This is a genomic window from Siccirubricoccus phaeus, from assembly GCF_008360935.1.
Classification (GTDB): Bacteria; Pseudomonadota; Alphaproteobacteria; order Acetobacterales; family Acetobacteraceae; genus Siccirubricoccus; species Siccirubricoccus phaeus.
Genome location: NZ_SRXO01000003.1, coordinates 393,664 through 411,481 on the forward strand (window position 1 = coordinate 393,664; position 17,818 = coordinate 411,481).

Sequence of the window (17,818 nt, forward strand, 5' to 3'; positions counted from 1 at the left end):
TACGCGATGCTTACGCGGGAAATTTTGCTGGCGTGGCGTTTGCCAGAGAGGCCTCTAACCTACTGTCATTCCGTATCTTTTTCAACAACCTTCGGGCGCAGACACCCTTGACACAAGCCTTCGGAGCGTATCCGGAACGATTTCGCCAAGCCTTCTCTTTCTACGCCATAGCCCTCTAACCTACTACGTAGATTGAGTTTTCCTGGCATCTCCCTCCGCATCGCGTATCCGTCTGCACGTCGAAGTTTCGGCCCGGGTGCTGCCGTGGTGCTTCCGGAAATGGAGCCCACGGGTCCCAACTCGGACCAGGAGCACAGGACGTGGGAAAGCTCAGCAAGCGCACCGTCGATCAGGCAATGCCGCGGGATGCGGACTACTTCATCTGGGATGACGAACTGCCCGGGTTCGGCCTCCGGGTGTTCACCTCGGGACGGCGCAGCTACGTCGTACAGTATCGTGCCAAGGGGCGCACCCGGCGATTCACGATCGGCGTGCATGGCGTCTGGACGCCGGAGACGGCACGGCGGGAAGCCCGCGTGCTCCTCGGCCGCATCGCGCAGGGCGACAATCCGGCAGAGCAGAGGGAGCTCGACCACCGCGCGATCACGGTCAAGGAGCTCTGCGAGCGGTACATGGCCGACGCGAAGGCAGGCCTGATCCTCGGCAAGAAGCAACGGCCGAAGAAGGCCTCGACGATCTACACCGACGAGGGGCGCATCAAGCGCCACATCGTCCCGCTGCTCGGCACGCGGCGCGTGAAGGACCTCACCAGCGCCGACGTGACGCAGTTCATGCGCGACATCGCGTCCGGCAAGACGAAGGCTGACGTGAAGACGCGCAGGCGCGGGCGCGCCATCGTTCGCGGCGGCATGGGGACGGGTCGCCGCACGGTTGGCTTCCTCGGCGCGCTGCTGACCTATGCGCGCGAGGCCGGCATCATCGACTCCAACCCGGCGCATGGCATCCGGAAAGCCGCTGACCAGAAGAGGACGCGGCGCCTCTCGGAAGACGAGTATCGGCTGCTCGGGAAGCTGCTGGCGAAGGCACTCGCTGACGATCAACTCCGCACCTCGGCGAAGATCACCCGTCTGCTCGCGCTGACCGGATGCCGCCGCGGCGAGATCCTCAACCTGACCTGGTCCGAGGTGGACACCGCCAACAGCTGCCTTCGTCTGCACGACACGAAGGAGGGCGCATCCGTCCGTCCGATCGGACTTCCCGCCGTCGACATGCTGGAGGCGGATCGGCCGCGTGAAGCGGTCGGCCCGGTGTTCCGCGGCTTCCTCGATGGCAAGCCGTTGATCGGCTATCCGAAGCACTGGGACAAGATCTTCGCGAAGACACCGCTCGCCGATGTCACCCCTCATGTCCTGCGCCACAGCTTCGCCAGCATCGCGAACGATCTCGGCTTCACTGAGTCGACCGTCGCCGCGTTGCTGGGACATGCGCAGGGATCGGTGACCAGCCGCTATATCCACGCGGTCGACACGTCGCTGATCATGGCTGCGGATAGGACTCACGCCGGAGTAGAGATTTCGGGGCAGCAGAATGACGCCAGACAGAGTCGGAGCGACGCATATGCGTGGACATGGTGCTGCGAGCAGCGACGATAGCAACAAGGTGGGTGCCGTCTGCTCTCCGCACGCTCAGCGACGGCAGGCTTCCGGCTGGCCTGCTCCCTTTGTCCGGCCCAAACCATAGAGCGCGGCGCAAGGCAGCGACCGACACAAGGAGCCTTCATGCAGTCCTTCCGCTACCTCGTCCCGCAGCTGCGGCTGTTCCAGGGTGCTGGCTGCCTTGCGCATCTCGGCCGCGAACTGGCGCGCCTCGGCAGCCATCGAGCCGTGATCGTCTGCGGTTCCTCGGTGAGCAGCGGACCGCTGGTCGAGCTCGCCCGCGAAGCGCTGGGCCCGCGCTTTGCCGGAATCTACGCAGGCGTACGCCCCCACAGCCCGCTGCCGGCCGTGCAGGAGGCGGCCGAGGCGCTGCGCCGGCTGGATGCGGACGCCGCGGTGGCAATCGGCGGCGGGTCCGCCATCGTCACCGCGCGTGCGGCCGCGATTCTGCTCGCAGAAAATGCGGATGTCGCTGCCCTCTGCACCCAGCCGGACGCCACCGGAGAGCTGAAGAGCCCCAAGCTGGCAGCGCCAAAGATCCCGCAGATCGTAGTCCCGACGACGCCCACCACGGCAATCCCCAAGGCAGGCAGCGCCATTCTTGATCCTGTTGCCAATTCGAGGCTGGCCCTCTTCGACCCCAAGACGAGGGCACAGGCCATCTTCCTGCCGCCGGAAGCCGTCGAAAGTGCGCCGCGACCGCTGTTCGCGAGTGCGGGCGTCAACACCCTGACGTTGGCCGTCGAGGGCCTGCTGTCGCGCCTGGAGAATCCCATCTCCGATGCGCTTCTGATGCACGCCGTGCGCCTGCTGAAAGCGCGCCTGCCCGATACCATGCGCAGCGATGATCCTGCGATGCGGGCCGATCTGATGGCGGCCTCGATCCTGGCCGGTCAGGGGTCGGACTTCACCGGGGCGGGCTTGGCGATCCCGCTTGGTCACGCGATCGGCGCGAGATTTCACGTGGACAACGGCGTCACGGATGCGATCGTCCTGCCGCACGTTGTACGCTACAATGCGCCTTTCGCGCGGAAGGGGCTGAGGAAGCTGGCCGATGCCTTCCAGGCTCCAACTACGAGCGAGGAGGAGCTCGAAGCTGCGGTGATCGCCGAACTGGGGGCGATCTCCACGGCACTCGGCTTTCCGCGGCGGCTGCACGACATCGGCGTTGGGGCAGAGTGCTTCGACGACCTGGCCAAGGTGACGTTGCAGGACTGGTTCGTCCGGAACAATCCGCGCCCCATCGCCGACCCAGCGGAAGTACGGAATGTCCTCGAGGAGGCCTGGTGAGGAGTCTCCCCCAAGAGTCGCAAAGAAGGCGCCTGGCGGATGCGTGAGCCGACGATGCCTTAGGAAGCGCCGAGCAGCCGTCTCAGCTCCGTCTTCAGGACTTTGCCGTAGTTGTTCTTCGGCAGCCCGGCCACGAAGCGGTGCTCCTTCGGCCGCTTGAAGCGCGCGATGCGTTCCAGGCACAGGGCATCGAGCGCGGCCGGCGTCGGCGAGGCGTCGCTCCGCGCGACGACGAAGGCCACCACCTCCTCGCCCCAATCGGCATGGGCGCGGCCGACGACCGAGACCTCTGCCACATCGGGGTGGAGCAGCAACACCTCCTCCACCTCGCGCGGATAGATGTTGGTCCCGCCGCTGATGATGAGATCCTTCGAGCGGTCCTTCAGCGTCAGGAAGCCGTCCGCGTCCAGCGCGCCGACATCGCCGGTCCAGAGCCAGCCGTCGCGGAGCGCGGCGGCGGTGGCCTCGGGATTGCGCCAGTAGCCCGACATGACAGTGTCGCCGCGCAGGATGATCTCGCCCGTCTCGCCCGCGGGCAGCGGCTTGCCGTCCGGATCCACCACGCGCAGCTCGACGATCCCCTGCGCGTAGCCGACCGAGGCCAGCCGCTCGAGGTAGCGCGGATGCGCCGTGTCGGCGTGGCAGGCGCGGGGCAGGACGGTGATGGTCATCGGGCTTTCGGGCCACCGAAGGCTACATGGCGGATTGGCAAGAGGCTGAGGACGGCTCGCTTCTGCTGTTCGAGAATCACTGCCCGATCTGCGCCGCCGCTGAATTCTGTCAGGGCTTCTGCCGCGCGGAGCTGGAAGTCTTCAGGATGGTGCTTGGACCAGCGGCTGCGGTCGAACGCACAGAGCATATCGTGAGCGGCGCGCGCCGGTGCACCTACGTCATTCGCCCGGTGGAGGCTTGAAGCTGCCGCCTCGCCCGGGATCGGAGCGCGTATCCGGTTTCATTGGCTCGCATCTCAGACTGGCGAGGCGCTGATTGAGTGCTCGGCGGCGGCGCAGTCGAGCTTCCTCCTCAGGCCCGCAGTCCCGGCGGCTGGACGTCAAGCCACCGCCTCATGCAGCAGCCTGCCACGCACACCCGCCTAAGCGGCCTTCGAATTGCGCTGCCCTTTCTTCCGCAGGAGGAGACGTGGGCCAGGGCCTTCCGCAGCAAGCCGGTCATCAGGGTTGCGCAAGGGGCAGTCGGAAAGCGAAAGGCACCCGCATCCAATGCAGCCCTCAAGGTCGTTCCTGAGCTGCAGAAGGGCTGTGATCCGCTCATCAATCAATGTCTGCCAAGCGGCCGTGAGGCGGTGCCAGTCCTTCTTCGTCAGCGACCGGTCGGTGGGAATCGAGGACAGGTAGTCCTTGACGATCGCCAGGGGGATCCCCGCCCGCTGCGCAATCCTGATCACCGCCACCCTGCGCAGCACGTCACGGGTGTATCGGCGCTGGTTGCCATCCGAGCGCCAGCCCTCGATGAGCCCCTTCGCCTCATAGAAGTGGATCGTCGATACCGCGACCCCGCTGCGCTTCGCGACGACGCCCACACTCAGGTGGGTTGGCTTCGGCTTGGCTGTCGGCATGGCTATCCTTTCCAGACCTCACCCATACTTCGGGAGCCACTTGACCTCAATCATAGTTGAGGTCTTATAAGTCCCGTCGGCCTGCGCATGCGGGCTGTCTGCGCAGTGCGGCGCGGGCCCACTCAGCGCGGAGCCGACATGTCGACGACCACCAGCCAAACCAGCGGCAGCCCTATCAGAACAGTCCCCATACTGCTCTCGGTCCTGGCTCTCGTTCTCATCTTCGGCGGCATTTACTACTGGAGAGCCTCGCGCATCGCGGCGTCCTCCGCAGGCTATGCGCCGCCCCCGGTGGAGGTCACGGCGATCCAGCTGCAGGCTGAAACCCTACCGCAGTTCCTCAGCGCCACGGGTTCGCTCCAGGCTGTCCGAGAGGTGATGCTCGCGCCGGAGGTGGCGGGCCGCGTCGTGGAGATCCGGTTCGAAGCAGGCATGACGGTAAACACCGGTACGGAGCTTGTCCGCCAGTTGGATGCGCCCGAGAGAGCCGATCGCGCTGCTGCAGCCGCCCGCTTGAGGTTCGCCGAAATCCAGATCGGCCGGTCGCGGGAATTGGCGCCTACCGGGGCAGAATCGCGGCAGATCACCGTCACCAACATCACAGCGGAGACCGACCTGCGGAGCTTGGAGGGGTTCCGCAGGATGGTCATCAAGACCGGGAGCGACGGCCTGGTGCGCCTCGAGGATGTGGCGACCATCGAGATCGGTGCGCAGGACTACAACCGCTCCGCCTTCTCGGACGGCGAGAGGGCGATTCTTGTAGGCCTGACGCCGACGCCGGATGGCAATCCGCTCGAAATCGTCGCGGCCGCGAACGCGCTCATTCCTCAGATCGAGCGGGCGGCGCCGCCGGGCATTGCGGTCCGAAGCACCTTCGATGTCGCGCGGTTCGTGAATGCGTCGATCGACGAGGTCGAGCATACCCTGATCGAGGCCGTCGCCATCGTCGTCGTAGTGATCTTCCTGTTCCTCGGCTCGCTCCGGGCGGTGATCATCCCGGTGGTGACCATCCCGCTCTCGCTGATCGGGACGGCAGCGCTGATGCTGATGTTCGGCTTCTCGCTGAACCTGCTGACACTGCTCGCGATGGTGCTCGCCATCGGACTTGTGGTGGACGATGCCATCGTCGTGGTCGAGAACATCCACCGCCATATCGAGGAGGGGCTGTCCCCGGTCGAGGCGGCGCTGGTCGGTGCACGCGAGATCGTCGGGCCGGTCATCGCCATACCCAGCAGGCCCTGCGCTACCTTCCCGGCGTCATGGCAGAACCCTATGGCAGCGATCTCCGCTATGGCTGGAGCACGGTGCGCGGCTACTCCCTGCAGGGCGCGCAATTCCTCGACGGCATGCGGCTGCCCTTCAACACCTATGCCGTACCGCAGGTGGAACCCTGGGGCCTGGAACGGCTTGAGGTGCTCCGCGGCCCGGCCTCCGTGCTCTACGGCCAGATCCCGCCCGGCGGCATGCTGAACATGATCAGCCGACGGCCGACCGACGTCGCGACGCGGGAGCTGCAATTGCAGACCGGGAGCTTCGGCCGGCTCCAGGGCGCCTTCGATCTGGGCGGGAAGCTGGACCAGGATGGGCGCTTTCTCTACCGCTTCACCGGCCTCGCGCGCGATTCGGACACGCAGTCCGACGAGGTGCGGGACCGGCGATTGTTCCTGGCGCCCAGCCTCACCTGGCGCATCAGCCCCGACACCAGCCTCACCTTGCTGTCCTACTGGCAACGCGATGATTCCGGCGTGCAGCAATTCCTGCCGCCGCGCGGCACGCTTTGGTCGAACCCCTATGGGACCGTCCCGATCAACCGCTTCGTCGGCGAGAAGGGCGCCAATAATTTCGACCGGGACCAATGGGGCATCGGCTACGCCTTCGCACACCGCTTCGATGACCGCTTCGCCTTCCGCCAGAACCTGCGCTACTCCCGCCTCGACATCGACCTGAATGTCGTGCGCGGCATGGGGCTGCAGGCCGATCAGCGCACGCTCAACCGGGTGGCCGTCGCCATCCGGGACCACGCCGATGCCTTCACCCTCGACAATCAGGGCGAGGCGCGGTTCTCCACCGGCCCGGTCTCGCACACCGTGCTGGCCGGGCTGGACTACCGGCGTGCCTTCGCCGATTACGGCTTCGGGCGCGGGACCGCCTCCTCGCTGGACCTCTTCAACCCGGTCTATGGCGGCGCCTTCACCCTGCCGACCAGCTACAACATGGCCAGGACCTTCACGACGCAGGACCAGGTCGGCCTCTATCTGCAGGACCAGCTCCGCTTCGATCGCTGGACCCTGACGCTCAGCGGCCGGCATGACTGGGTGGAGACCGACACCGACAACCGCCTGACCGACCGCCGGACCCGGCAGAGCGACCGCGCCGCCTCCGGCCGGGTCGGGCTGAACTACCTCTTCGATTTCGGCCTGGCGCCCTATGTCTCCTGGTCGCAATCCTTCCAGCCGCAGATCGGCACCGATGCCGCCGGCTCGCCCTTCCGCCCGACGCGCGGCGAGCAATGGGAGATCGGGCTGCGCTATCAGCCGCCGGGCCTCAACGCCGCCGTCAGCCTCGCCGCCTTCGACGGCACGCTGACCAATGTCCTGACCACCGACCCGGTGAACACCATGTTCCAGGTGCAGACCGGCGAGGCGCGGGTCCGCGGCATCGAGATCGAGGGCAGCGCCAGCCTCGGCATGGGACTGAGCGCCCTGGCCAGCTACAGCTACACGGACAGCGAGGTGACGCGCACCACCGTCGCGGCCAATCTCGGCAAGCGGCTGACGCTGACGCCGGAGCACAGCGCCTCGCTCTGGCTGGATTATACCTTCCCGGAGGGGCCGCTCGCCGGCCTCAGCATCGCCGGCGGCGCTCGCTACTTCTCCGGCGCCTATGGCGATGCCGCCAACACCCTGGAAGTCCCCACCAACACGCTGTTCGATGCCGCCATCCGCTACGAGCTGGGGCGCTTCGCGCCGGCGCTGGAGGGGGCGCGCCTGGCGGTGAACGCCGCCAACCTTGGAGACAAGCGGGTGGTGACCTGCGCCAACACCTCGGACTGCTTCTTCGCGGCGCGGCGCACCGTACTCGCCACGCTGAGCTACCGGTGGTGAGCGGCGCGTGGCGCGGCATCTGGACCTGATCGGACGCATCTTCGTGTCCTCGAGATAGCGCAGCCAGGGCCGGCGCCGAGAGTCATCCATCTTCATTGCTGCGATGCGGGGCCCGCTGCCCCCCGGGCCGCAGGGCGCAGCGCAAGCGCGAGCCGGCGAGGGCGAGATGCGGCTTGCGCCGGGCCACTGCCCGACCTTCCGCTGCCGGTAGCCGCCCGAACGCCCCGCAGGCGGGTCTCCGCAGATGGCGGCCTTCTCCCCCGCCCGCGCCGAATCCGTTCCGGGGCGGCAGCAGGAATCCGACAGGCCGCGAGACTATGTTAAGCTGACTTAACCTACCTCCGGACCCAAAGGTGAGATTTCAGATGGCGATCGCAGACCTCTTTCCAGCGCCGGACGGAATCCTCTCTCTCTCGCCCAAGAGCAAGAGTGACCTGTTCGAGATGCTGGCGGCCGAGGTGGCAGCCCGGCTCGGCTTGCCCAAGGATGACGTCCTCGAGGCCATTCTGGCCCGTGAGAAGCTGGGTTCAACGGCCCTGGGGCGTGGCGTCGCCATGCCGCATGCCCGCGTGGACTGGTTGGAATCCCCCGTCGCCGTCCTCGCCCGGCTCACCCACCCCATCGATCTGGAGGCACGCGACGGCGAGCCGGTGGACCTGGTCTTCCTCGTCCTCTGGCCGGAAGCTGCCTCGGAAGGCTTCCTGCCGGCGCTGTCGAATATCTGCCGCGTCCTGCGCGACAACCAGCTTCCCCGGCAGCTCCGCCGCGCCCGTTCCGCCTCCGAGGCCTTGCAGACACTTCAGGCCGCGGACCGCCCCGCGCCCTGACCGCGCCTCTATAAGGTCCTGATGCACCCCGTGCCCCGATCGCGGGCGGGCACGGACCCCCGAACCTGTGGAGAGCCGGGCGCCCGATGCAAGACGCCTTCTACCTACTCGCTGCGGTCCTGCTGCCCTATGCGGGGGCCCTGATCACGGCCTTGCTGCCCGCCAATGCCCGCACGGTGGCATGGCTCGCGGGGGGCACCGCGCTCCTGACGCTGCTGATGGTGGTGCTGGGCTACTCGGACATCGCGGCCGGGAGGATCCCTCGTGTCGCGCTGCCCTGGGCGCCGGAGCTCGGCCTCTCCTTCACCCTGAGGATGGACGGCTTCGCCGCCACCTTCGCCGTGATGGCATCGGGCATCGGCTTCCTCGTCGTCCTCTACAGCCGCTACTACATGTCGCCGGACGACCCGATCCCGCGCTTCTTCTCCTTCCTGCTGGCCTTCATGGGCTCGATGATGGGGCTGGTGCTCTCGGCCAACCTCATCCAGCTCGTCTTCTTCTGGGAGCTGACCAGCCTCTTCTCCTTCCTGCTGATCGGCTATTGGCAGAACCTCGCCGCGGCGCGGGATGGCGCCCGCATGGCGCTGACCGTCACCGCCGGCGGCGGCCTGGCGCTGTTCGCCGGCGTGCTGGTGCTGGGCCATATCGTCGGCAGCTATGAGCTGGATGCCGTGCTGGCGGCCGGCAACCTCGTCCGGGCGCACCCGCTCTACCTGCCGGCGCTGGTCCTGATCCTGCTTGGCGCCATGACGAAAAGCGCGCAATTCCCCTTCCATTTCTGGCTGCCGCACGCCATGGCCGCGCCGACGCCGGTCTCCGCCTATCTGCATTCCGCGACGCTGGTGAAGGCCGGCATCTTCCTCCTGGCGCGGCTCTGGCCGGTGCTGGCCGGGACCGATGCCTGGTTCTGGATCCTCTGCCCGGTCGGCCTGATCACCCTGCTGGTGGGCGCCTATGTCGCCATCTTCCAGCACGACATGAAGGCGCTGCTCGCCTATTCCACCATCAGCCATCTCGGCCTGATCACGCTGCTGCTCAGCCTGAACAGCGACCTCGCCATGGTCGCCGCCGTCTTCCACATCATCAACCACGCGACCTTCAAGGCCTCGCTCTTCATGGCGGCCGGCATCATCGACCATGAGACCGGCACCCGCGACATCCGCCGCCTTTCCGGCCTCAACCAGTCCATGCCCTTCACCGCCCGGCTGGCGCTGGTGGCGGCCGGGGCCATGGCGGGCGTGCCGCTGCTCAACGGCTTCATCTCCAAGGAGATGTTCTTCACCGAGGCGCTGACGGCCGCGACCACGCCCACCCTGCTGCACAGCATCCTGCCCATCGCGGCGACGCTGGCCAGCATCCTGGCCGTCACCTACTCGCTGCGTTTCATCCATGGCGCCTTTTTCGGGCCGGAGACGGATGATCTGCCGAAGAAGCCGCACGAGCCGCCGCAATTCATGCGGGTGCCGGTGGAGATCCTGGTCTTCGCCTGCATGGTCGTCGGCATCCTGCCCTCCGCCACGGTCGGTCCGCTGCTTGACCTCGCCGCGCGCTCGATCCTGGGCGACGCCACCCCGGAGTACAGCCTGGCCGTCTGGCACGGCTTCAACCTGCCGCTGGTGATGAGCCTCATCGCACTCGCCGGCGGGGTGGCGCTCTACCGCCTGCTGTACCGGCATCTGAATGCCGGCATCGATGGCACGCCGCTGCTGGAGCGGCTCGATGGCCGCCGGGCCTTCGATCAGGTGATGGTCTTCATCTCCTGGCGCTTCGCCCGCGCGCTGGAACGGCTGATGGCGACCGACCGGCTGCAGATGCAGCTCCGGCTGCTGGTCTGCATCGCCTTCCTCGCGGCCACCCTGGCGCTGCTGCCGCATGGCCTCGCCCCTGGCGGCGTGCAGCTCACCCCGGTCGATCCGGTCGTCGCGCTGATGTGGGTGGTGGGCGGCGCCTGCGCCATCGCCGCCGCCTACCAGGCCAAGTACCACCGGCTGGCGGCGCTGGTCATGCTGGGCGGCGCCGGGCTGGTCACCTGCCTGACTTTCGTCTGGTTCTCCGCGCCGGACCTGGCGCTGACGCAGCTTCTGGTCGAGATCGTGACCACGGTGCTGATGCTGCTCGGCCTCCGCTGGATGCCGAAGCGCATCGAGAGCGCAGGCTCGGGCCATATCCTCGCCCGGCTGCGGCGCCTGCGCGACCTCGCCATCGCCGCGGCCGCCGGGCTCGGGCTGACGGCGATCTCCTACGCCACCATGACGCGCGTCTCGCCCGACGGCATTTCCCGTCAATTCCTGGAACGTGCCTATACCGAAGGCGGCGGGACCAATGTGGTGAACGTGATCCTGGTGGATTTCCGCGGCTTCGACACCATGGGCGAGATCACCGTGCTCGGCATCGTGGCGCTGACGGTCTTCGCCCTGCTGCGCCGCTTCCGCCCGGCGGCGGAGAGCGTCGGCATGCCGGAGCAGCAGCAGGGCGAGGCGCGGGACTGGCTGCTGATCCCCGCCGTGACCATGCGCCTGATCTTCCCGGTGATCATCGCCGTTTCGCTCTACCTGCTGCTGCGCGGGCATGACCAGCCGGGTGGCGGGTTCATCGCCGGGCTGATGCTCGCCATCGGCATCCTGTTGCAATACATGGCTGGCGGGACGCGCTGGGTGGAGGACCATCTGCGCGTGCTGCCCCTGCGCTGGATGGGCTTCGGCTTGCTGCTGGCGGCGGGCACGGGCGCGGCGGCGATCGCCTTCGGCAAGCCCTTCCTGACCTCCTACTTCGCCTATGCGGATCTCGGCCCGCTGGGGAAGCTGCCCCTGGCGAGCGCGGTGATCTTCGATCTCGGGGTCTTCGCCCTGGTCTTCGGCGCCACGGTGCTGATGCTCATCGCGCTCGCCCACCAATCGGTGCGCCGCCCGCGCGCGGCGCCGCCACCGCCGGTCGCCGCCCTGCCCGAACCCGCCGCCGCCGCCGCCGGAGAGAATTGATGGAGCTCGTCCTTGCCCTTGCCATCGGCATCCTTGGCGGCTCCGGCGTCTGGCTGCTCATGCGGCCGCGCACCTTCCAGCTCATCATCGGGCTGTCGCTGCTCTCCTATGCGGTGAATCTCTTCATCTTCAGCATGGGCCGCTTCCCCGTCGGCGCGGCGCCGATCCTGGAGCCGGGCGGCAAGGGCGATCCCGCCAGCTTCGCCGACCCGTTGCCGCAATCCCTGGTGCTGACGGCCATCGTGATCGGCTTCGCCACCACCGCGCTCTTCCTGGTGGTGATGCTGGCTGCCCGCGGCTTCACCGGCGGCGACCATGTGGATGGGAGGCCGCCGCGGTGAATGGCTGGCAGCAACACCTCGCCATCCTGCCGATCGCGCTGCCGCTGATCCTCGGCGCGATCATGGTCGCGCTGGACGAGCACCGGTGGCGGCTGAAGGCGGCGATGGGCCTCGCCTCGATCCTCGCCATGCTCGCCGCCGCGGCCGCCCTGGCGGTGCAGGCGCATGCCGGCGGGGCGGCCTCCCTGCAGGTCTATCGCCTTGGCAATTGGCCGGCCAGCTTCGGCATCGTGCTGATGGTGGACCGGCTCTCCGCCCTGCTCCTGCTCGTCACCGCGCTGCTCGGCCTGGCGGCGCTGCTCTATGCGCTGGCGCACTGGCAACGGATGGGCGCGCATTTCCACGCCCTGCTGCAATTCCAGCTCATGGGGCTGAACGGCGCCTTCCTCACCGGGGACCTGTTCAACCTCTTCGTCTTCTTCGAGGTCCTGCTCGCCGCCTCCTACGGGCTCGCGCTGCACGGCTCGGGCGTCGCGCGGGTGAAGGCGGGGCTGCACTACATCTCGATGAACCTGGCGGCCTCGCTGCTCTTCCTGATCGGCGTCAGCATGATCTACGGCGTCGCCGGCACGTTGAACATGGCCGACCTCGCCGCCCGCCTCCCGCGGATGCCGGCGGCGGACCGGCCGCTGCTGGAAGCGGGTGCCGCCATCCTCGGCGTCGCCTTCCTGGTGAAGGCGGCGATGTGGCCCCTCGGCTTCTGGCTGATGCCGACCTATGCCGCTGCCAGCCCGCCCGCGGCGGCCATCTTCTCGATGATGAGCAAGGTCGGCGTGTATGCCGTGCTGCGGCTCGTCCTGCTGCTCTTCGGGCCGGAGACGGGGGAATCCGCCGGTTTCGGCAATACCTGGCTGATGGCCGGCGGCGTCGTGACGATCGTCTTCGGCGCCATCAGCGTCCTCGGCACGCAGGACCTGCCGCGCCTTGCGGGCGGCTGCGTCCTCATCTCCTCCGGCACGCTGCTCGCCGCTGTCGGCGCCGGGCAGATCGCGGTAACGGGCGGGGCGCTCTTCTACCTGACCAGCTCCGCGCTGGCGATCGGCGCCCTCTTCCTGCTGATCGAGCTGCTGGACCGCGGCCGCGACCTCGGCGCCGACGTCCTCGCCGTGACGCTGGAAGCCTTCGGCGACGGCGATGACGAGGAGGAGCAGCAGGGCGATGACGGGATCGGCGTGCCCATCCCCATGACCATGGCGGCCCTTGCCACCTGCTTCCTCTGCTGCGCGCTGGTGCTGGCGGGCCTGCCGCCGCTCTCGGGCTTCATCGCCAAATTCGCGATGCTGGACGGCATCCTGAACCCCGCCGGGCTGGGGAAGGGGCCGGCCCTGGTCACGCCGGGCGGCTGGGCCCTGCTGATCGCGCTGATCCTCTCCGGCTTCGCGACGCTGCTGGCGATGACGCGCGCCGGCATCCGCAACCTCTGGGCCGATCTCGACCGCGCCGTGCCGCGGGTCGGCGCGGTCGAGATCGCGCCGGTGCTGCTGCTGATCTTCGTCTGCATCGGCATGACCGTGGCTGCGGGCCCGGTGATGCGCTACATGCAGGCCACGGCCGCCTCGCTCCATACGCCGCAGGATTATGTGCGCCAGGTGGTGGGGCGGCCGCGATGAGGAAGCTGCTGCCCCACCCGCTGGTCTCGGCGGCGCTCCTCCTCCTGTGGCTGGTGCTCGACCAGACCCTGGCGCCGGGGCCCGTGCTGATCGGCAGCATCATCGCCCTGATCGGCGGCTGGACGCTGGCCCAGCTCGATCCGGGCCGGCCCCGGCTGCGGCGTCCGGGCGTCGCGCTCCGGCTGGCGGGCCAGGTGCTGCTGGATGTGGCCCGCTCCAACCTCGCCGTGGCGCGCGCCATCCTCGGGCGACCCAAGGATCGTCGCGCCGGCTTCATCCGGATTCCTCTGGCCCTGCGGGATCCCAGGGCGCTGGCCGTGCTGGCCGCCATCCTCACCGCGACGCCGGGATCCGCCTGGGTGGAGTATGATGGCGAGGAGGGTTGCCTCCTGCTGCATGTGCTCGACCTGGGGGAAGAGGAAGAGTGGATGCGCCTCGTCAAGGACCGCTACGAGCAGCCCCTCATGGAGATCTTCGCATGACGGCAATGGTACTGAGCTGGTGCCTTCTCCTCGCGCAACTCATGCTTGCCCTGGCGATGCTGTGCGCGACCTGGCGCGTGCTGCGCGGGCCGCGCGCCCAGGACCGCGTGGTCGGGCTGGATACGCTCTACGTGAACGCGATGCTGCTGCTGGTGACCTTCGGCATCCGCTCCGGCACGCAGGTCTATTTCGAGGCGGCGCTGGTGATCGCGCTGCTCGGCTTCGTCAGCACCGCGGCGCTGGCGAAATTCCTGATGCGTGGCGAGGTGATCGAATGATTCCGCAGGCGGCCGAGCTCCCCTGGTTCGCGGCGCTGCCGGTGGCGCTGCTGCTGCTGGGCGGCGCCGGGCTGACGCTGATCGGCTCGATCGGGCTGCTGCGCCTGCGCAGCTTCTATGAGCGCGTGCATGCCCCGACGCTCGCCACCTCCTACGGCATGGGCTGCATCCTGATCGCCTCGATGATCTTCTTCTCCGTGCTGCAGACGCGGCTCGTCATCCATGAGGTCGTGATCGGCGCCTTCATCGTGCTGACGACGCCGGTCACGCTGATGCTGGTCGCCCGGGCCGCGCTGCACCGGGACCGGCTGGAGAAGAATGCGACGGTGCCACCCTCGATCAACCAGCCTGCCACCTGACATCGCCGGCGTGGCCCGGCGGCCGGCGGGCTTCGCGGCCGCCTCCTCCTGCCCGCGGCAGCGGCGGGACAGGCAGGAAGAAGATGACGACGCGGCGATGGCGCCGCGCGAAAGGCCGGCGCCTGCCGGGCGGATGCCAGGCTGGCGCCGCATCTTTCAGGCAGTGCGGATCCAGACGGATTTTACGTTGAGGTATTCCTCGACATGCTGCTTGCCGCTCTCGCGCCCATAGCCGCTCATCTTGTAGCCGCCGAAAGGCACGGCGGGGTCCATCGCCTGATAGCAATTGATCCAGACGGAGCCGGCGCGGATGGCGCGGGCCAGCTTATGCGCCTTGGTCACGTCACGGGTCCATAGCCCGCTGCCGAGGCCGAATTGCGTGGCGTTGGCGCGGGCGATCACCTCCTCGATGTCGTCGAAGGGGATGGCAGAAATCACCGGCCCGAAGATTTCCTCCTGTGCGATGCGCATCTCGTCCTTGACGTCGGCAAAGACGGTGGGCGGCACGAAGAAGCCCTTGGCCATGTCGCCCTCGGTCAGCCTTTCGCCGCCCGAGAGCGGGCGGGCACCTTCCTGGCGGCCGATCGCCAGGTAGCCGGTGACGCGGTCGAGCTGTTCCGTCGAGACCAGCGGGCCGACCTGCGTCGCCGGGTCGCTGCTGTTGCCGACCTTCAGCGACTTGCCGTAGTCGGCGACGCGCTGGGAGAATTCCTGGTAGATCTTCCGCTCGACGAAGAGCCGCGTGCCGGCGGAGCAGATCTGGCCGGAATTGGCGAAGACCGCCATGCCGGCGCCGGGCACCGCCGCATCCAGATCGGCATCGGCGAAGACCACATCGGGGCTCTTGCCGCCGAGTTCCAGCGAGACGCGCTTCAGATTCCCGGCGGAGGCCTGGATGATCTTCTGCCCGGTGAGATGGGAGCCGGTGAAGGCCACCTTGTCCACGTCGCGGTGATTGGCCAGCGCGGCGCCGGCGGTCTCGCCATAGCCGGGCACGACATTCACCACCCCCGGCGGCACGCCCGCCTCCTGGCACAATTCGGCCAGGCGCAGCGGCGTCAGCGGCGCCTCCTCGGCCGGCTTCAGCACCACGGTGCAACCGGTGGCCAGCGCCGGGCCGATCTTCCAGATCGTCGCGGTCAGCGGGCCGTTCCAGGGGATGATGGCGCCCACCACCCCGACCGGCTCCTTCAGGGTGAAGGAGGCATATTCGCCTGGCAGGGAATTCTCGATGGTCTCGCCATGGATGGAGACCGCCTGGCCGGCATAGTAGCGCAGCATGCCGAGGGCGCGCAGCTTGTTGCCCACGGTGCGGCTGATCGGCGCGCCCATGTCGAGCGTGTCGAGCGCCGCCAGCTCCTCGAAATGCTTCTCCACCAGCTCGGCCAGCTTGAGCAGCAGATTCTGCCGCTCGAAGGGCTTGAACTTCGACCAGGGGCCGGTGAAGGCGCGACGCGCCGCGGCGACGGCACGGTCGATATCCTCCGCATCGCCCTCGGCGACCTCCGCCAGCACTTCGCCGGTGGAGGGGTTGATGGTCTGGAAGGTCTTGCCGGAGGCGGCCTCCAGCCATTTGCCATCGACCAGCATCCGTTTCGGCTTGCCGTCGAGGAAGGGATGCCGCGTGGTGAATTGCGTGATCTCGTTCATCTCATGCGCCTTGCCAGAGCGTGACCGCCTGCGGTGACGTCACCGCAGGCGTGACTCACGCGATCGAATGAAGGCCTGGAGCGCGGGCCGCGAGCGTCGGCGAACGGCTCATGCTCCAGGGGTAAGGGATGGTCAGAGCAGCGCCGCGACGGCCTTGGTCTCGGTGTAGAGCTCGATCGCCTCGTAGCCCATCTCGCGGCCCCAGCCGGATTGCTTGTAGCCGCCGAAGGGCAGCGCGACGTCGTTGAAATTATGCACGTTGATCCAGACCGAGCCGGCCCGCAGCTTGCGCGCCAGCTTGTGCGCGACGCCGATGTCGCGGGTCCAGATGGACGCCGCCAGCCCGTATTCCGTGGCGTTGCCCTGCTTGGCGATGCGGTCGAGGTCATCATCGCCGTAGCGGATGGCGCAGACCACGGGACCGAAGATCTCCTCCCGCACCACCTTCATCTCCGGCGTGGTGCGCGTCAGGATGGTCGGCTCGACGAAATAGCCGGCATTGCCGTGGCGCTTGCCGCCGGTGACCACCTCGGCGCCCTGTTCGCGGCCGGAGGCGAGGAAGCCGGTGACGCGGTTGAGCTGCTCCTCGGAGACCAGCGGGCCGATGCGCGTCTCCGGATCGAGGCCCGGGCCGATCTTCAGCTTCGTCGCCTCGTCGGCGAGGCCGGTCATCATCCGGTCGAACACCTTCTCATGCACGAAGAGGCGCGAGCCGGCGGTGCAGCACTGGCCCATATTGAAGAAGATGCCGTTGGCCGCGCCCGGGATGGCGACCGAGAGATCGGCATCCGGGAAGACGATGGCCGGCGACTTGCCGCCCAGTTCCAGGCTCACCTTCTTCAGGTTGCCCGCGGCGGCCTGGACGATGAGCTTGCCGACCTCGGTGGAGCCGGTGAAGGCCACCTTGTCCACATCCGGATGCGCGGCGAGCGCGGCGCCCGGCACATGGTCGCCGGTGACGATGTTCACGACCCCGGGCGGGAAGCCGGCCTCCAGGATCAGCTCGCCCAGGCGGAGCGCGGAGAGCGGCGTCTGCTCGGCGGGCTTCAGCACGATGGTGCAGCCGGCGGCCAGCGCGGGCGCGATCTTCCACACCGCCATCAGCAGCGGGAAATTCCATGGGATGATCTGGCCGACCACGCCGACCGGCTCCCGAATGGAATAGGCGTGCCACTCGCCCGGCGCCGAGATCGGGATCTGCTGGCCGCAGATCTTGGTGGACCAGCCGCCCATATAGCGCAGCAGCTCGCAGCCGAAGGGCAGGTCGACGGCGCGCGCATCGGTGATGGGCTTGCCGTTGTCGAGGGATTCCAGCTCCGCCAGCTCCTCGGAATGGGCCTCCAGCACATCCCCCAGCTTCCAGACCAGCTTGCCGCGTTCGGTCGGCTTCAGCCGGCTCCAGGGACCGGCCTCGAAGGCCCGGCGGGCAGCGGCGACGGCCAGGTCGATATCCGTGGCATTGCCCTCGGCGACGCTGGCGATCTGCTGGCCGGTGGCGGGATCGAGCACCGGGAAGCGCTTGCCGGAGCTGGGTTCCACCCATTTGCCGTCGATCAGCAGCCGGTGCGGCCGGGCGATGAAGTCGCTTGTGACGGGGCTGAGCCGGCCATGCGCGCTGGCGAGGTCCATCTTGTGCTCCTCCAGTCGTTATATCTTGTCGTTTATAACGAAAGCTTGGCTCCCTTGTCGAGCCAGGGCTGTCGGCGG

15 protein-coding genes and 1 pseudogene are annotated in these 17,818 nt (G+C 68.0%); 12 read left to right on the forward strand and 4 right to left on the reverse strand.

What is annotated here, in order from left to right; genetic code table 11:
* Positions 1–320: 320 nt before the first annotated feature.
* Positions 321–1,613, forward strand: a complete 1,293-nt coding sequence (locus E5N76_RS06565; protein ID WP_149536475.1) for a site-specific integrase — start codon at positions 321–323, stop codon at positions 1,611–1,613.
* Between the two features lie 126 nt (positions 1,614–1,739).
* Entirely contained in the window at positions 1,740–2,906 is a 1,167-nt protein-coding gene (locus E5N76_RS06570; RefSeq protein WP_149536476.1) for an iron-containing alcohol dehydrogenase family protein, read from the forward strand.
* A 59-nt stretch (positions 2,907–2,965) separates the two neighbouring features.
* On the opposite strand, the gene E5N76_RS06575 is transcribed toward E5N76_RS06570, so the two are convergent.
* Complete coding sequence (locus E5N76_RS06575) at positions 2,966–3,577, reverse strand: AMP-binding enzyme (protein WP_149536477.1); 612 nt, start codon at positions 3,575–3,577, stop codon at positions 2,966–2,968.
* Positions 3,578–3,603: 26 nt separating this feature from the next.
* On the opposite strand from E5N76_RS06575, the gene E5N76_RS06580 reads away from it, so the two are divergent.
* Positions 3,604–3,819: a helix-turn-helix domain-containing protein gene (locus E5N76_RS06580; RefSeq protein WP_207791881.1), complete on the forward strand. Its 216-nt coding sequence runs from the start codon at positions 3,604–3,606 to the stop codon at positions 3,817–3,819.
* Between the two features lie 180 nt (positions 3,820–3,999).
* Here E5N76_RS06580 and soxR read toward each other — a convergent pair whose 3' ends face one another.
* Positions 4,000–4,482 carry a redox-sensitive transcriptional activator SoxR gene (soxR, locus tag E5N76_RS06585; RefSeq protein ID WP_149536478.1) on the reverse strand — a complete coding sequence of 161 codons (483 nt, stop codon included), beginning with the start codon at positions 4,480–4,482 and terminating at the stop codon, positions 4,000–4,002.
* A 432-nt stretch (positions 4,483–4,914) separates the two neighbouring features.
* Here soxR and E5N76_RS30310 point away from each other — a divergent pair.
* The 9 genes and pseudogenes from E5N76_RS30310 to mnhG form a co-directional block, all read left to right on the forward strand.
* Positions 4,915–5,718 (forward strand): annotated as a pseudogene (locus tag E5N76_RS30310) (efflux RND transporter permease subunit); the annotation flags it as partial.
* A 23-nt stretch (positions 5,719–5,741) separates the two neighbouring features.
* Positions 5,742–7,586: a TonB-dependent siderophore receptor gene (locus E5N76_RS30315; RefSeq protein WP_149536480.1), complete on the forward strand. Its 1,845-nt coding sequence runs from the start codon at positions 5,742–5,744 to the stop codon at positions 7,584–7,586.
* Between the two features lie 365 nt (positions 7,587–7,951).
* Positions 7,952–8,413 carry a PTS sugar transporter subunit IIA gene (locus E5N76_RS06600; RefSeq protein WP_149536481.1) on the forward strand — a complete coding sequence of 154 codons (462 nt, stop codon included), beginning with the start codon at positions 7,952–7,954 and terminating at the stop codon, positions 8,411–8,413.
* An 86-nt stretch (positions 8,414–8,499) separates the two neighbouring features.
* Positions 8,500–11,391: a monovalent cation/H+ antiporter subunit A gene (locus E5N76_RS06605; protein WP_149536482.1), complete on the forward strand. Its 2,892-nt coding sequence runs from the start codon at positions 8,500–8,502 to the stop codon at positions 11,389–11,391.
* Positions 11,391–11,732: a Na+/H+ antiporter subunit C gene (locus tag E5N76_RS06610; RefSeq protein ID WP_149536483.1), complete on the forward strand. Its 342-nt coding sequence runs from the start codon at positions 11,391–11,393 to the stop codon at positions 11,730–11,732. The genes E5N76_RS06605 and E5N76_RS06610 overlap by 1 nt, the downstream gene beginning before the upstream one ends.
* Positions 11,729–13,342 carry a monovalent cation/H+ antiporter subunit D gene (locus E5N76_RS06615; protein WP_149536484.1) on the forward strand — a complete coding sequence of 538 codons (1,614 nt, stop codon included), beginning with the start codon at positions 11,729–11,731 and terminating at the stop codon, positions 13,340–13,342. The genes E5N76_RS06610 and E5N76_RS06615 overlap by 4 nt, the downstream gene beginning before the upstream one ends.
* A complete protein-coding gene (locus E5N76_RS06620; protein WP_149536485.1) occupies positions 13,339–13,824 on the forward strand; it encodes a Na+/H+ antiporter subunit E in 486 nt (161 codons plus the stop codon). The genes E5N76_RS06615 and E5N76_RS06620 overlap by 4 nt, the downstream gene beginning before the upstream one ends.
* The gene (locus E5N76_RS06625) at positions 13,821–14,102 is read left to right on the forward strand and encodes a K+/H+ antiporter subunit F (RefSeq protein WP_149536486.1); all 282 of its coding nucleotides are present in this window, start codon (positions 13,821–13,823) and stop codon (positions 14,100–14,102) included. Before E5N76_RS06620 ends, E5N76_RS06625 begins: the two co-directional genes overlap by 4 nt.
* The gene (mnhG, locus tag E5N76_RS06630; protein WP_149536487.1) at positions 14,099–14,461 is read left to right on the forward strand and encodes a monovalent cation/H(+) antiporter subunit G; all 363 of its coding nucleotides are present in this window, start codon (positions 14,099–14,101) and stop codon (positions 14,459–14,461) included. Before E5N76_RS06625 ends, mnhG begins: the two co-directional genes overlap by 4 nt.
* 156 nt (positions 14,462–14,617) lie before the next feature.
* Here mnhG and E5N76_RS06635 read toward each other — a convergent pair whose 3' ends face one another.
* Both E5N76_RS06635 and E5N76_RS06640 read right to left on the reverse strand, forming a co-directional pair.
* On the reverse strand, positions 14,618–16,111 hold the full coding sequence (locus E5N76_RS06635; RefSeq protein WP_149536488.1) for an aldehyde dehydrogenase family protein: 1,494 nt from the start codon (positions 16,109–16,111) through the stop codon (positions 14,618–14,620).
* A 132-nt stretch (positions 16,112–16,243) separates the two neighbouring features.
* Complete coding sequence (locus tag E5N76_RS06640; RefSeq protein WP_149536489.1) at positions 16,244–17,740, reverse strand: aldehyde dehydrogenase family protein; 1,497 nt, start codon at positions 17,738–17,740, stop codon at positions 16,244–16,246.
* Positions 17,741–17,818 lie beyond the last annotated feature (78 nt).

What these genes read in the sequence shown, in the direction of transcription:
- E5N76_RS06600 (WP_149536481.1), top strand. Translation starts at nt 7,952, where the DNA reads ATGGCGATCGCAGACCTCTTTCCAGCGCCGGACGGAATCCTCTCTCTC.
- mnhG (WP_149536487.1), top strand. Translation starts at nt 14,099, where the DNA reads ATGATTCCGCAGGCGGCCGAGCTCCCCTGGTTCGCGGCGCTGCCGGTG.
- E5N76_RS06575 (WP_149536477.1), bottom strand. Translation starts at nt 3,577, where the DNA reads ATGACCATCACCGTCCTGCCCCGCGCCTGCCACGCCGACACGGCGCAT.
- E5N76_RS06580 (WP_207791881.1), top strand. Translation starts at nt 3,604, where the DNA reads ATGGCGGATTGGCAAGAGGCTGAGGACGGCTCGCTTCTGCTGTTCGAG.
- E5N76_RS06625 (WP_149536486.1), top strand. Translation starts at nt 13,821, where the DNA reads ATGACGGCAATGGTACTGAGCTGGTGCCTTCTCCTCGCGCAACTCATG.
- E5N76_RS06620 (WP_149536485.1), top strand. Translation starts at nt 13,339, where the DNA reads ATGAGGAAGCTGCTGCCCCACCCGCTGGTCTCGGCGGCGCTCCTCCTC.
- E5N76_RS06605 (WP_149536482.1), top strand. Translation starts at nt 8,500, where the DNA reads ATGCAAGACGCCTTCTACCTACTCGCTGCGGTCCTGCTGCCCTATGCG.
- E5N76_RS06640 (WP_149536489.1), bottom strand. Translation starts at nt 17,740, where the DNA reads ATGGACCTCGCCAGCGCGCATGGCCGGCTCAGCCCCGTCACAAGCGAC.
- soxR (WP_149536478.1), bottom strand. Translation starts at nt 4,482, where the DNA reads ATGCCGACAGCCAAGCCGAAGCCAACCCACCTGAGTGTGGGCGTCGTC.
- E5N76_RS06570 (WP_149536476.1), top strand. Translation starts at nt 1,740, where the DNA reads ATGCAGTCCTTCCGCTACCTCGTCCCGCAGCTGCGGCTGTTCCAGGGT.
- E5N76_RS06635 (WP_149536488.1), bottom strand. Translation starts at nt 16,111, where the DNA reads ATGAACGAGATCACGCAATTCACCACGCGGCATCCCTTCCTCGACGGC.
- E5N76_RS06610 (WP_149536483.1), top strand. Translation starts at nt 11,391, where the DNA reads ATGGAGCTCGTCCTTGCCCTTGCCATCGGCATCCTTGGCGGCTCCGGC.
- E5N76_RS30315 (WP_149536480.1), top strand. Translation starts at nt 5,742, where the DNA reads ATGGCAGAACCCTATGGCAGCGATCTCCGCTATGGCTGGAGCACGGTG.